We start from the raw sequence: 14127 nt of genomic DNA, 5'->3' as shown, positions 1-14127 counted from the left end.
TAGCCGCGGCCCGCGAGGTGAACCCTACCGGAATTCGAGGTGAACTCTTGCTTCGGAAACGAGGTGGTGCGTGTGCCCGCAATTAAACTCATTCAGAACTAAAACTGAACGGCGGATTGAACTTTGGCTTGCGAGCGCCGATAGCGCCGGCGGGCTATTGACCACCGACCCGCTCGCGCGCGACGATTCGTTACATTGGGCGTCGAAGCTTTGAAAGTGATGGGGAAATGAAGAGGAAAATCTCCGCGTGCGCCTTTGGCGCTCTGCTCGCGGTCATGTCGCTGCCGGCGGCCGTCGCGCACGCCGACCAGACGGACCAGGACTTCGCCGACTACCTGGCGGGGCATGGCATCAACCTCGGGTCGCCGGCCCAAGCCGTCAACATGGCGCACGTGATGTGCCAGGATCTCGAAGCTGGCTACACCCAGAAGGACGAGATCGACCAGCTGACGGGATCGCACAAGCTGTCCCAGACGCAGGCCGAGACGTTCATCGGTGCTGCCACCGCGGACTACTGCCCGGGCAAGCACAGCCCCAACAAGCCCGCCGGCGGCTAACGAGCGTCACCTTCACCGACCGCCGGTCTGGTATACCGACCACCGGTCTGCTTATACTTCCCGGGTGACCAGGGAGGTAGTGCAATGAGCGGTTCAGAGCTGTCGCAGATCCGCACCCGGATGTTCGCGAGGGTGATGGGCCCGTTCCTCACCATCGTGCCGACCACCGTCGCGGTGCGCGGGCATGACATGCAAGTGCTGTTCAACGAATTCAAGGCCAACCCGATGTGGTCGTGGATCTACGGCGCCATTCTTTTGGCGGGCGGCCTTTTCATCATCGCGTTTCACCAGTATTGGCGCAGCCCCGCGGCGATCATCGTCTCGGTCGTGGGCTGGTTCTTCCTGATCCGCGGCCTGCTGCTGTTGACCGTTCCCCGGGTCTACGACGTGGGCGGCAACGCCGTCTACAGTTCGGGTGCGTCGGCGGTGATCTGGGTGTTGTTCGCCTGCCTGGCCGCGGCCGGTCTCTATCTGACCTACGTGGGCTGGAAGCCGGAACGCCCGACCGACGATCGCCCGCATGCCGCGGGTAGTTAAGCATCCCGATACCCGACGGGCGGAGCTGCTCGATCGGGCGGCCTCGTTATTCGTGCGCGACGGTTACGACAACGTCAGCCTCAACGACCTCATCGCCGACGCCGGGGTCTCGAAAGGCGCGTTCTACCACTGGTTTCCGTCCAAGGAAGCGCTGATCACCGCGTTGGCTGAGCGCAGCGCGGGCGAAGCGTTCGCTGCCGTGCACGCCGCCGTCGCCGCGTGCGATGGCAACGCGTTGGCCCGGCTCAACGCGGCCTTGCGGGCCAGCGTCGACGTGCACATGAGGGCGGGTGGGCCCGAGCAGCTGGCGGCGATGGTGTCGTTGCTGCGCCCGGAAAACGCCCATCTGTACGCCCGAATCCTGGCCGTCGAGGAGGCGCTGTTCCTGCCGCTGCTGACCCGGTTGATATCGGACGGTGTCGCGGAGTGCGTGTTCGACACGTTCGACCCCGAGGGCGTCGCCGACATGATCTACGGCCTTGCGGCACGTACCAACTCGAACATCCTCGAGGTGTTGCGGGCGCCCGACGAGTCGGCCCGGGAACTGGCAATCGACCGCCTGACAACGCGATTCAGGCTGCACGGGCTGGCGGTCGACCGCATCCTCGGGCTCGCCGACGGAAGCATCACCACGTTGACGCACGCGCAGGTCGAGGCGATGGTCGCGGCGCTATGACCGGACAGCGGGCATCGGGTCAGCTCGGGATCGCCGCCCTGGTGTCGATCGGAATCGGCGGCATGGTAGGCGGCGGCATCTTCTCGGTGCTGGGGCTGACCGTGCAGATCGCCGGCGCGGGCGCCTACCTTTCCTTTGTCGCCGGCGGAGTGATCGCGGCGCTGACCGGGCGGTCGTACGCGCTGCTGTCGGTTCGCGTTCGCAGCCGCGGCGGCACCGCCTTTTTCCTCGACAAGTGCTTCGGTACGGCGATCGCCGGGCCATTGAATGTGCTGTTGTGGCTGAGCTATTTCGTGATGCTTGGCCTGTACGCGGTTGCCTTCGGCAGTTACGCCGCCGCGTTGCTGGGCGTCGATCCCACCGGGCCCTGGCGGCGCGTGCTGGCCAGCGGTGTGGTGCTGGTCTTCGCGGCTCTGAACCTGGCCGGCGCGCGGCTCGTCGGGCGGACCGAGGCCATCTTGGTCTACGGCAAGCTGGCAATCCTGCTGATCTTTTGCGTTGCAGGGCTGGCTTTCGTTCACGGCGAACGGGTTTCGCCCGCCCATTACCCCTCGATGGGGGTGATCGTCTACGCGGGTGCCTTGATTTTTCTCGGATATGAGGGTTTCGAGTTGATAGCCAACGCCGCCGAGGACGCAAAGGACCCACGACGCAGTCTGCCGCGGGCGTACCTCATCTCGATCGGCGTGGTGATAGTCCTTTATGTGCTCGTCGCTTTCGTGGCCGTCGGGAACCTCAGTGTCGTGCAGATCGACCGTGACCGCGACTATGCCCTGGCCGCCGCCGCGCGTCCGTTCCTGGGCTCGGCGGGCTTTTTTCTGATCGGGATCGCCGCAGTGGTTTCCACCGCGAGCGCGATCAACGCGACCCTTTACGGCACCGGCAAGTTCACCTACCTGATGGCGCGCGACGGCGAACTGCCTCCCAGCCTTGCCAAGCCGGTCTGGGATCGGCCGATCGGTGGGCTACTCGCGACGACGGTAGGCACGCTGATCGTGATCAACGCCGTGGACATCGAGGGCATCAGCCTCATGGGGTCGGCCGGATTCTTGCTCATCTTCGCGGCCGTCAACCTCGCGGTGCTGCGGCTGCGCGCCGCGCGGACGACCAAACTGATTGCCGTGGCCGGCGCCGCGGCCTGCTTGGCCGCGCTCGGCGCGATGACGGCGTACGCGGCGGCGGCGATGCCCGGAAACCTCTGGGTCCTCGGTTGCTTGCTGCTCGGTGCGGTGGTCGTCGAGGGCCTGATCCAGTTGCGCGGCCGAAAGGTCAGCCACCCCCCGATGCAGGTGCCGGACGCCTAAGCACCGCGGCTCGGCCAGGCGCAGCGGCGCCACCGGTGACCTTCGGCTCTACGGCTGCACTCGCAGCCGGCAGATCATCGACCTTGCGCCATCAATCTCGTTCTGGAGGGCAAAGTGATTGAGCTGCTGAAGGGCTTCCCCGACAACGTCGCAGCGTTGGCGTGCCATGGGCACGTGACGAAGGCCGATTACGAAACGGTTCTGATTCCAGACGTCAACGACAGACTTACTCGGCACGACAAGCTGCGGATCTACTACGAGATCGCATCGGACTTCGCCGGCGTCGATCCCGGCGCCGTCTGGGACGATACGAAGCTGGGGCTCAGCCATTTCCTCAGCTGGGAAAGGCTTGCGGTGGTCACCGATGTCGACTGGATCAAGCACGCGGTCAAGTTCTTCGGTTTCCTGATGCCTGCGCAGCTACGCACGTTCGCGACCGCCGAAGCGGACAAGGCGCGCGAATGGATCGCCCAACCGCAGGACTAGGTCCCCAGCGAAGCCAGCATGCCGGCCGCGGCCCGTTCCCAGGTGAATTTCTCTGCGCGGCGCCGAGCGGAGTTGCGGCGGTGGTGTTCGGGTCGGCCGACGACCGCGCCGACCGCCCACGCGATGGCGAAAGGGTCGTTGTCGGCCAGGGCGCCGCTGTCCGGCGTGATGATCTCGGTCAGCGCCGACGTGCGCGACACCACCGCCGGCGTCCCGCACGCCAGCGATTCGAGTGCGGCCAGCCCGAACGTCTCGTGCGGCCCGGGTGCCAGCGGCACGTCGGCGGTGGCCAGCAGCCCCGCGACGGTGTGCCGGTCGTTGATGAAGCCGGTGAAGTCGATCGGCAGCCGGGCGGCCTGCCGTTCCAGCCGGGCCCGTAGCGGACCCTCGCCCACGACGACCAGCCGGGCGTCGACGCCGGCGTGGCACAGCGCACCCAGCGCGTCGATGCTGCGGTCGACGCGCTTTTCCACCGAGAGGCGGCCGCAGTGGACCAGCAGGATCTGTTGCGGGGCGGCCCAGCGCCGCCGCACCAGGTACGAGTGCCGGCGTGGGTGAAATGTCTGTAAATCCACGCCTAATGGGACGGTGACGGTGTTCGTCGCCCCGATCCGGTCGAACTCCTCGCGGGCGAACGCTGTGGTGCACACCACGGTGTCGTAGTTGGCGGCCGTGCGCCGATTGGCGAAGTCCGCGAACCGCTCGGCGCTGCGGCGCGGAAGTATTTGCCCCACAAGGCGATCCAGCCGCTCGTGGGATATCATCACCGTCTTGGCGCCGTAGTCGCGGCCCCACGGCCCCAGCGATCGCAGCGTGAGCCGGTCGGAGACCTCCAGCGCGTCGGGCTTCAGCGCCTTCAACAGCGCTTTGACGGGACCCGGCATCACCGCGCGGTAGCCGCCGGTGAAGGGAATCAACCGAGCGGGCAGCGTGATTCGCACCACGCCCGTGCGCAGCTGGGTACGTTCGGGGCTGCGACCTGGGACGACCAAGAACACCTCGTGCCCGGTGGCGCAATATTCGGCGCCGAGCCGGTCTATCGCGGTGCGCAGGCCGCCGGAGCGAGGGCCGTAGAAGTTGGCCACCTGAACAACGCGCATACCGTGAGGACACGCGGCGCGCGTGTGCAATCAACGAGATGGAATCGACGCTGGCCTGAACACTCTATGAATTCGCCGCTGCCACAGAAGGACCGCACGACAGTCATTGCCGCCCAGAGCAATCCCCGCGAGGGGCCGACTCGGGCCCGAACCAACGCCGCAGCGCGGCGCGCAGGCCTTCTTCCTCGTCCGCCCCGAACGCATCCGCCGCCCAGGCTACATAGCCGTCGGGCCGCAGCAGCAGCGCCGCGGCGGGCAGCTCGGCTGTGGTCGCTTCGACCACGTCGACGCGATCGGCCCACCCGCGCGCCGGCGGGCCGGCGCCGCCGCCGAGGTCGAGCAGGACCGGGCGGGCGTCGTGGAGCAGTTCTTCGACTCGCCGGCCGTCGGTGAGGGTGAGCGGGGGCACGGGCCGGCCCGACAACGGGTCGTCGTCGCCGACGTCGTACCGGACGTCGTTGCCGGCCAGCAGTTTCGCCATGTGCCGGGCGACGTCGGGAAGGGCGAACAGTTCGCCCATCAGCGTTCGCAGCGCGGCGACTTCCGGGCCCGGCGCCATGAGGGCGGTCTGCGACAGCGAGTGCATCATGACGCGCTCGCCGACGGGGTGGCGCTCGGACTCGTAGGTATCGAGCAATCCCGCGGGCGCCCGGCCGTTGAGGTGGGCCGCGAGCTTCCAACCCAGGTTCATGGCGTCCTGCAGTCCCAGGTTCAGGCCGGGCCCGCCCATGGCGCTGTGGACGTGGGCGGCGTCGCCGAGCAGCAGGACTCGTCCGTCGCGGTAGCGCTCGGCGTGGCGCGTGTTCTGCCCGTTGATCCGGCGCAGGGCGTGCGGCCCCGGGCCTTTCGGTTCCTCGAACGGCAGATCGACGCCGAGGACGCGACGCGCGCTGTCGCGCAGTTCGGCGAGGCTCATAGGTGTGCCCTCGACCGGCGGCCCGAACTCGATGGTGCCGAACAGCGAGCGGCCGGGTTCGAACTCGGCGTAAATCAGCCCGCCGCGATCCAACCGCGTGTGGCCGAACGCAATCCGGCCGAACCCGGGGACGTCGATGCCGCCGTCGGCGCGGCGGAGGCCATCGGGGATGTGCACGTGGGCCAGCCGGCCAACGGTCTGCGATGTATAGCCGGGGAAGTCGATGCCGACGGTCTTGCGGACCAGGCTGCGGCCGCCGTCGGCGCCCACCAGATACCCGGCGGCGATGCGGTACTCGCGCTCCGGCGAGGATACGGTTAGCTCGACGGAATTCGCTTCCTGCCCCAGGCCGGTGAGTTCGTGTCCCCAGCGCAGGTCCACTCCGAGGTCGCGCGCCCGCTTCTCCAGCAGCCGCACCACCCGCGGTTGCTGGATGGGCAGCGCGTACATCGGGTTGTCGGGCATGCCGAGGAAGTTCAGCGTCATGGCCGCGAAGATCCACCCGTAGACGGGTTGCGGGGCATTGGGGTCGCCGGTGAACTCTTGGTAGAGGCCGCGCATGTCGAGCATCCGAACCACCTGTCCGACAAGGCCGTTGGCCTTGGGCTCCGAGCTGGGTCCGGGCAAGCCGTCCAGCACGACGGGCCGGATGCCGGCCAGCGCCAGCTCGCAGGCCAGCATCAGCCCGTTGGGCCCGGCGCCGGAAATGACGATGTCGGCGGGTTCTTGGTCCTTTTTCAAAGCCATGGTGTTACATCCTTGACGGGCTCCGGCAGCCCCGCGCTGACGGCGGCGAAGCCGTCGCGGATCAGGTCGGTGATGGCCACCGGCGGGTCGGCCCGCACGTAGGCCTCGGCGGCCGCGTCGCCGACCGCGCGCACGACGGCCACCACCAGCCGCGGGTACAGGTCGTGTTCCGGGTCGGTGCCGGTGCGTTCGGCGACCACCTCGAGCCACTCGTCGAAAAGCCGCTGCGGCAAGGCGTTTCGCACCTGCGGGTTCATCAGCAGCCTTCGCACCTCGATGAGCTCCTTGCGGCTCGGCACTTGATTCCCGTCACCGTAGAAATCGCCGAAATCCTCCTCCAGGGGTTCGAGCACCGCGTGCTCGAGTGCCGTCCACAGCGGTTCGTCGGCGGGGCGCCGGCGAAATGCCGCGATACCGCGGCGCATCCGCTCGGTTTGCCGGTAGGCCAGGGCCTCGTACTTGCCGCTGAAGTAGTTGTTGAAGGTGCGCAGCGATACCCCGGCCAGGCTGGCGATCTCGTCGCGCGTCACGTTATCCAGCCCGCGCTCGAACGCCAGGTTCAGCGCGGCATCGCTGAGCGCGCGCCGGGTATCGGCCTTCTTGCGCTCGCGCAGTCCGGGCGGTCGGTCGGGCATGGGCACCAACGTACGCCAAACGTGCACGGCGGGCAAGATTGCCTGGCAGGCAATTTTTCGGCGTGGGGCCCACGGCGACGACACGCCGACAAACGGCACCGTGAACTCACACTGAAAAGCCCCAGGCGCGCACTCAAAGGGCGATGGTGCGGCCCCGCGCGGATTAGCGTTTGCCCCAATCCCAGCGTGGTGTCGTCAGCAGATCCTGCCCGGCGATGCGGGTCTCGCCCCACTCCTTGTACAGCTCGATCTCGACCGTGTCGTCGCCGGCGGCTTCCAACAGCGCGCGGGAATGGGTGACGACGACGACCTGGGTCTGGGCGGCGGCGGTGCGGATCAGCGACGCGAGCGGGCGCACCAGGTCGGGGTGCAGGGAAGTTTCGGGCTCGTTGAGCACCATCAGCGACGGCGCTTGCGGGCTGAGCAACGCGGCGGCCCAGAGCAGGAATCGCAGTGTCCCGTCGGATAATTCGGCCGCGCGCAGCGGGCGCAGCATGCCGCGCTGCTTCAGCTGCAGGTCGAACACCCCGTCGTGCACGGCGACGGAGACCGTCGCGCCGTCGAAGGCGTCGGCGACGGTGTGGGCCAGGTCGTCGAAGCCCGCCTCGATGATGGTCTGGATCGCGGCGGCCAGGTCGTGGCCGTCGTCGGAAAGCACCGGGGTGCGGGTGCCGACCTGGGGCTGCCGCGCGGGCGCGCCGGGGTCGACGCGAAAGCCGTCGTAGAAGCGCCAGCCGCGCAATCGCTCACGCACGGCGGCCAATTCGGGCAAGGCGTGCGGATGGGCATACTCGGCCAGCACGCTGCGATACGACGGCAGCGACCGGCTCAGCTCGTCGAAACCCCGGCCCGATTCCGCGCTCACCTCGGCGAAATCGCGGGTCCGGCGCACCAGCGTCGTGCCGTTGCGCAGCACCGGGCCGGCGAACACCGCCTCCCGTTTGATCTCGGGGTCGCGGGCGAAGGCCGACTCGGGGCCGGCCGACTGGGGCATGCCGAGGTCGACGAGGTAGCCGAAATCGTCTGCCGTAAAACCCAATTCGAGCGATACGGGGCGGGTGCGAACCGTGCCCTGGGCCTCGCCGGTGCGACGGGCGCCGCCCAGTTGCTCGGGACCCGCCCACAGCACCGACTGCAGCCCGCCCTCGCGGGCCAGTGAGCCGATCACTTCGCCGCGGCCGCAGTCGGCCAGCAGCCGCAGCGCGCGGTACAGCGACGACTTGCCCGCGCCGTTGGCGCCGGTGACGATGGACAGCCGGCCCAGCGGCACGATCACCTCCCGCAGCGAGCGGTACCCGCGGATGGCGACCGTCTGCAACACCAGGCGCCCTACTCGTCGTCGGCGGCGTCGAGGAGTTGCACTTCCTCGAGGTCCATCTCGTTTTGCAACTCGCGCAGCACGATGTCGTCGATGAGGTTTTGGTTTCGCAGCGCGGTGATTTCGCGGCGCTTGTGTTCGAGCACACCCAACCGCACCCGGCGCACTTTCTCCTTGCCCTTGAGCAGGCGGCTGTTGGTCGAACCGTCCTCGGTGGCCTGGGCGAGCGCGGCCTTTTCCTCGTATTCCTTTTGCAGGCGCCGCCGCAGGTCGTCACTGATGCCGACCTCGTCGGCGACCGTCGGCAGCGCGGCGAGCGCGGCTTGCACACCGCGGGTTCGGGCCAGCTCCAGCTCCTGGACGTAGGTGACGTCGTCGGGCATCTTGGCCCAGCGGACCACGGCCGGCAGCGTGGTTCCCTGGACCAGGACGGTCACCAGGATGACGACGACCACGATGAAGATGAGCAGGCTGCGGTCCGGGAACGGCGCGCCGCTCAGCGTCGTCGCGGGGACGGCCACCGCCGCGGCCAGCGACACGGCCCCGCGGAATCCGGCCCACACGGTGACGAAACGCTGGCGCCAGCTGACGCGGCGCATGCGTTGCACCTCGCGGCGGTCGATCAGCCGAAGCAGCGCGGTGGTGGCTTCGCCCCACACGATCCGGGAGGCGATCACCACGCCGGTGACCGCCAGGGCGAGGTAGGCGGCGTGACGAAGCCCGCCGTCGACGTTGGAGATACCGCGCAGCGCGCCCGGGATCTGCACCCCGACGAACACCCACAGCGAGCCGTTGAGCAGGAACGTCGCGATGTCCCAAAAGGCGTAGGCCTCAAGGCGGGACCGGGCCCGGATCACCAGCGGGCCGGCGTAGGCGAGCACCAGGGCCGACACCATGACTGCGACCACGCCGCTGCAGTCGAATGCCTGGGCCAGCAAAAATGCCGCGAACGGCGTCAGCAGGCTTAGCGCCCCTTCCTCCTGCGGGGCGTCGAGTCGTTTGCGGATGAGGGTCGCCGCCCCGCCGACCAGCAGCCCGGCGGCGATGCCGCCGAGGTAGGACAGCACGAACCGAGCGGACACTTCGAGCGGGCTGATCGCGGCCCCGCCGATCGCGACGTGGACGCTGACGGCGAACAGCACCAGCGCGGTGCCGTCGTTGATGAGGCTCTCGGCCTTCAGCACGGTCAGCGACCGGCGCGGCAGCTTCTTGGCGAGGCCGGCCACCGCGGCGGCGTCGGTGGGGGAGAGCACGGCGCCCAGGACGCCGGCGGCGTGCGGGTCCATGCCCAGCGACCGTGCGGTCCACGACACCGCGGCCGCCGTCGCGATCACCAGGGCGACGCTGAGGAACACGATGATGCGCGCGTTCGCCCGGATCTCGCGGAAGCTGGTATTCAGCCCCTCCCAGTAGAGGATCGCGGGCAGGAACAGCAGCAGCACGACCTCGCCGTCGATGTGCACGTGGCCGAAGTGGGGGAGCAGACCCAGCAGCGCGCCGAGCAGGATCAGCAGCACCGGGGGACCCACGCGGTAGCGCCGGCCGATGACCGTCCCCACGATGACGGTGGAGACGAGCGCGACGATCAGGACGAGGCCAAACACCAGCCCATCCTGCCGGACGCGCTTGGCTTGCGCTGGGCGGGGTTTGGAGTCACAGCGGTACCGCGAGCACCGTCAGGGCAGCGTCGGGTGACTCGCAAAAGCGGTAGCGCATGCGCTAGGGATGGGGCGCGGGACAGCTCTTCGGAAAGTTGACTGGCTGGGCGATCTGGTTCATCCCCTTGCGGTATTGGTCCGTCGCCGGCAGGTCGGGCGTGGCGGCCGACCAGATGGTCGAGGTGCAGGTGGCGGTTTCGCAGCCGCCGGCGAACGTCCGCGACTCGCCGGTCGTGACCGTCAGGCATTGGCACTTGGCGACGGCGGGGTTGGTCGGATCGATCTCGCATTCGACGTCGAGGCAGTTGGCCCACGGGACCCCCGACGGGCAGGTCAGCACGCCGAAATTCGCGTTGACGTTGACCGTGGAGAACGCGGACCGCACCTTGTTGCCCGACTGGGCCCGGTCGCTGCAATCGCGGAATCCGACCGAGTAGCCGTTGACCACGACGCAGTCGCACACCGAGATGCCCGGGTCGGTTTTCGACGGCACGCAGGGCGCGGTCGTGCACAGCGCGAAGGTCTGGTTGCANAACGGCGCGCCGCTCAGCGTCGTCGCGGGGACGGCCACCGCCGCGGCCAGCGACACGGCCCCGCGGAATCCGGCCCACACGGTGACGAAACGCTGGCGCCAGCTGACGCGGCGCATGCGTTGCACCTCGCGGCGGTCGATCAGCCGAAGCAGCGCGGTGGTGGCTTCGCCCCACACGATCCGGGAGGCGATCACCACGCCGGTGACCGCCAGGGCGAGGTAGGCGGCGTGACGAAGCCCGCCGTCGACGTTGGAGATACCGCGCAGCGCGCCCGGGATCTGCACCCCGACGAACACCCACAGCGAGCCGTTGAGCAGGAACGTCGCGATGTCCCAAAAGGCGTAGGCCTCAAGGCGGGACCGGGCCCGGATCACCAGCGGGCCGGCGTAGGCGAGCACCAGGGCCGACACCATGACTGCGACCACGCCGCTGCAGTCGAATGCCTGGGCCAGCAAAAATGCCGCGAACGGCGTCAGCAGGCTTAGCGCCCCTTCCTCCTGCGGGGCGTCGAGTCGTTTGCGGATGAGGGTCGCCGCCCCGCCGACCAGCAGCCCGGCGGCGATGCCGCCGAGGTAGGACAGCACGAACCGAGCGGACACTTCGAGCGGGCTGATCGCGGCCCCGCCGATCGCGACGTGGACGCTGACGGCGAACAGCACCAGCGCGGTGCCGTCGTTGATGAGGCTCTCGGCCTTCAGCACGGTCAGCGACCGGCGCGGCAGCTTCTTGGCGAGGCCGGCCACCGCGGCGGCGTCGGTGGGGGAGAGCACGGCGCCCAGGACGCCGGCGGCGTGCGGGTCCATGCCCAGCGACCGTGCGGTCCACGACACCGCGGCCGCCGTCGCGATCACCAGGGCGACGCTGAGGAACACGATGATGCGCGCGTTCGCCCGGATCTCGCGGAAGCTGGTATTCAGCCCCTCCCAGTAGAGGATCGCGGGCAGGAACAGCAGCAGCACGACCTCGCCGTCGATGTGCACGTGGCCGAAGTGGGGGAGCAGACCCAGCAGCGCGCCGAGCAGGATCAGCAGCACCGGGGGACCCACGCGGTAGCGCCGGCCGATGACCGTCCCCACGATGACGGTGGAGACGAGCGCGACGATCAGGACGAGGCCAAACACCAGCCCATCCTGCCGGACGCGCTTGGCTTGCGCTGGGCGGGGTTTGGAGTCACAGCGGTACCGCGAGCACCGTCAGGGCAGCGTCGGGTGACTCGCAAAAGCGGTAGCGCATGCGCTAGGGATGGGGCGCGGGACAGCTCTTCGGAAAGTTGACTGGCTGGGCGATCTGGTTCATCCCCTTGCGGTATTGGTCCGTCGCCGGCAGGTCGGGCGTGGCGGCCGACCAGATGGTCGAGGTGCAGGTGGCGGTTTCGCAGCCGCCGGCGAACGTCCGCGACTCGCCGGTCGTGACCGTCAGGCATTGGCACTTGGCGACGGCGGGGTTGGTCGGATCGATCTCGCATTCGACGTCGAGGCAGTTGGCCCACGGGACCCCCGACGGGCAGGTCAGCACGCCGAAATTCGCGTTGACGTTGACCGTGGAGAACGCGGACCGCACCTTGTTGCCCGACTGGGCCCGGTCGCTGCAATCGCGGAATCCGACCGAGTAGCCGTTGACCACGACGCAGTCGCACACCGAGATGCCCGGGTCGGTTTTCGACGGCACGCAGGGCGCGGTCGTGCACAGCGCGAAGGTCTGGTTGCACAACCAGGCGCCGTCGACCTCGAAGGCGTCGATGTTGCTCGGCGGGCTGGTCTTGCCACCCCCGTCGCACGCCGCCGCGGTGGCCGCGACGGCGGGAAGCAAGCCCACCGATGCTCCCCGCAGCAGTCCGCGCCGGGTCAGTCCGGTCCGCCGCGCCGCCCGGTCGACGAGCTCGCCGATGGCGCCCGCGCCGAGCGCCGTGTCCAGCCTGCGGCCCCCGTCGATGAGCACCGCGCTGGGCGTGGCGGTGATGCCGTACGCCGCAAACGAGGCCTGCGACTCGTCGACGAGCTCCAGCGGCACGCGGTGGCCGGCGGGGCCGTTGATCAGGGCGACCGTGACGCGCCCGCCCAGGTCGCCTTGCCAGCGGGCCACCTCGGGCAGCAGCGCCTCGCACGCGCCGCAGCCGGGTTGGCTGAAGACCAGGACGAGCGGACGGCGATTTTCCTGCAGCTCGTCGAGTGTCCAGATGTGGCCCGCCCGGTCCGGCAGCGCCAAGCCGGCCGCGCCGCCGCTGCGTGACGTCCAGCGCCGGCGCGCGGCGGGCCCAAGCCACAAGCCGAGCGCGACCACCGCGAAAGCCGTTAGCGCCCAACCGAAGCGGCCGTCCAGCGCCGCCGATGCGGCCAGCGCCGCGAAACACCCGTTCCTGGCCAGCGTCGGCCAGCCCAGCGGCGCGGAGGACAGCCGCCCAAAGCAGTGGCACTCGATCGCGCGGCCGCGGGCGAGGCTGACCAGCGCGACGACGCTGAATCCCGCGAGGGCGAGCAACGCGGCCGCCCCGCCGGTCCGCGGCTCGGCCACCAGGAGCGCCGCGATGCCGAATTCGCTCGCGATCAGCGCCGGTCCCACGAATGCCGCAGCCGCCCTTGGCACTCCGAACGCCGTCACCGCCCGCCGCGCACCGCCGCGATCTGACAGCTTCGTCAGCGCGGCGACCGCGAACATTCCCGCCAGGACCAGTCGCGCCGCCAATATCGTCATCTGCGGATCGTAGACAGTGGCATGGCAGTCTGGGAGGGTGAGCGATCTCGCGGAGGCGTTCGAGTCTCAGCGTCCGCGCCTGTTCTGGTTGGCGTACCGGATGCTCGGGTCGGCGAGCGAGGCCGAAGACGCGGTGCAGGATGCGTACCTGCGACTGCACGGCGCGGATTACGCGGCGATCGAGTCGCTGCCGGCGTGGCTGACCAAGGCCGTCACGAACCTGTGCCTGAACCGGCTCACGTCGGCGCGCGCTCGTCGCGAGGTCTACCCCGGCCCCTGGCTGCCGGAGCCGGTCCTCACCGACGACCGGACGCTCGGCCCGCTCGAGACCGCGGAGCAACGCGAGTCGGTGTCGATCGCGCTGTTGGGCCTCATGGAGCGACTCAACCCCACCGAGCGTGCCGCCTTCGTCCTGCGAGAGGCCTTCGCCTACAGCCACTTTGAGATCGCCGAGATCCTGCACACGTCCGAGGCCAACGCCCGCCAGCTGTACCGGCGCGCGCGGCAGCGGCTGGGTGAACCCCGGCAGCGGGTTGAACCGGACCGGGCGCAACACCGGCGCCTCGTCGACAGGTTCTTCACCGCCGCCAGCGCCGGCGATGTGGGTGGGCTGGTCGAGGTCTTGACCGCCGACGTGACCTCCACTGCCGACGGCGGCGGCAAGGTCGCGGCCGCCCGCCGGCCGATCTCGGGTCGCGACCGCGTGGCTTCCTACGTGGCGCGCGCGTTCGGCCGGAATATCCCGCGGCTCGGACTGCGTCTCGACGTTCGCGAGGTCAACGGCGAGCCGGCGATGCTGGCCTTCGACGGCGAGACGCTGGCCGGTGTCCTGTGCTTCGAGGTGGTGGGCGACCGGATAGCGGCCCTGCGGGCCATCGCCAATCCGGACAAATTGCGATTTGTTGCCGAGCAGTTGTCACATCCGGCGGCTCTGCCCGGTTCATAAGGGCATGGCGAATCGAATACTGG

Annotated in this window: 13 protein-coding genes; 6 read left to right on the top strand and 7 right to left on the bottom strand. The window is 69.1% G+C overall.

The genetic code is table 11. From position 1 onward, the window contains the following. The first annotated feature begins 227 nt into the window (after positions 1-227). From BN4348_RS44215 to BN4348_RS44195, 5 genes are all read left to right on the top strand, one after another. A complete protein-coding gene (locus tag BN4348_RS44215) occupies positions 228-557 on the top strand; it encodes a DUF732 domain-containing protein (protein ID WP_066913711.1) in 330 nt (109 codons plus the stop codon). Positions 558-641: 84 nt separating this feature from the next. Next, a complete protein-coding gene (locus tag BN4348_RS44210; RefSeq protein ID WP_066913708.1) occupies positions 642-1094 on the top strand; it encodes a hypothetical protein in 453 nt (150 codons plus the stop codon). Next, positions 1078-1770, top strand: a complete 693-nt coding sequence (locus BN4348_RS44205) for a TetR/AcrR family transcriptional regulator (protein WP_066913705.1) — start codon at positions 1078-1080, stop codon at positions 1768-1770. Before BN4348_RS44210 ends, BN4348_RS44205 begins: the two co-directional genes overlap by 17 nt. After that, positions 1767-3074: an APC family permease gene (locus tag BN4348_RS44200; RefSeq protein ID WP_084454226.1), complete on the top strand. Its 1308-nt coding sequence runs from the start codon at positions 1767-1769 to the stop codon at positions 3072-3074. The genes BN4348_RS44205 and BN4348_RS44200 overlap by 4 nt, the downstream gene beginning before the upstream one ends. 114 nt (positions 3075-3188) lie before the next feature. Further along, on the top strand, positions 3189-3560 hold the full coding sequence (locus tag BN4348_RS44195) for a SpoIIAA family protein (RefSeq protein WP_066913702.1): 372 nt from the start codon (positions 3189-3191) through the stop codon (positions 3558-3560). On the opposite strand, the gene BN4348_RS44190 is transcribed toward BN4348_RS44195, so the two are convergent. The 7 genes from BN4348_RS44190 to BN4348_RS44160 form a co-directional block, all read right to left on the bottom strand. After that, positions 3557-4660, bottom strand: a complete 1104-nt coding sequence (locus tag BN4348_RS44190) for a glycosyltransferase (protein WP_066913698.1) — start codon at positions 4658-4660, stop codon at positions 3557-3559. The two genes, BN4348_RS44195 and BN4348_RS44190, sit on opposite strands and share 4 nt — an antisense overlap. Before the next feature lie 103 nt (positions 4661-4763). Then, a complete protein-coding gene (locus BN4348_RS44185) occupies positions 4764-6323 on the bottom strand; it encodes an FAD-dependent monooxygenase (protein WP_066913695.1) in 1560 nt (519 codons plus the stop codon). Continuing rightward, entirely contained in the window at positions 6314-6958 is a 645-nt protein-coding gene (locus tag BN4348_RS44180; RefSeq protein ID WP_066913692.1) for a TetR/AcrR family transcriptional regulator, read from the bottom strand. Before BN4348_RS44180 ends, BN4348_RS44185 begins: the two co-directional genes overlap by 10 nt. A 163-nt stretch (positions 6959-7121) precedes the next feature. Then, the gene (locus BN4348_RS44175) at positions 7122-8279 is read right to left on the bottom strand and encodes an AAA family ATPase (RefSeq protein WP_066913690.1); all 1158 of its coding nucleotides are present in this window, start codon (positions 8277-8279) and stop codon (positions 7122-7124) included. Positions 8280-8287: 8 nt separating this feature from the next. After that, on the bottom strand, positions 8288-9880 hold the full coding sequence (locus tag BN4348_RS44170) for a Na+/H+ antiporter (protein WP_066913688.1): 1593 nt from the start codon (positions 9878-9880) through the stop codon (positions 8288-8290). A 115-nt stretch (positions 9881-9995) separates the two neighbouring features. After that, on the bottom strand, positions 9996-11588 hold the full coding sequence (locus tag BN4348_RS44165) for a Na+/H+ antiporter (RefSeq protein WP_268921248.1): 1593 nt from the start codon (positions 11586-11588) through the stop codon (positions 9996-9998). A 115-nt stretch (positions 11589-11703) separates the two neighbouring features. Continuing rightward, complete coding sequence (locus tag BN4348_RS44160; protein ID WP_066913686.1) at positions 11704-13158, bottom strand: thioredoxin family protein; 1455 nt, start codon at positions 13156-13158, stop codon at positions 11704-11706. A 37-nt stretch (positions 13159-13195) separates the two neighbouring features. Here BN4348_RS44160 and BN4348_RS44155 point away from each other — a divergent pair, with 37 nt between their 5' ends. After that, complete coding sequence (locus BN4348_RS44155) at positions 13196-14104, top strand: RNA polymerase sigma-70 factor (RefSeq protein ID WP_066913684.1); 909 nt, start codon at positions 13196-13198, stop codon at positions 14102-14104. The last annotated feature ends 23 nt before the right edge of the window (positions 14105-14127 follow it).

Source organism: Mycobacterium interjectum, from assembly GCF_900078675.2.
Lineage (GTDB): Bacteria > Actinomycetota > Actinomycetes > Mycobacteriales > Mycobacteriaceae > Mycobacterium > Mycobacterium interjectum.
The sequence above is the reverse complement of the archived record's forward strand: the minus strand, read 5'-3'. Positions and strand labels throughout refer to the sequence as shown.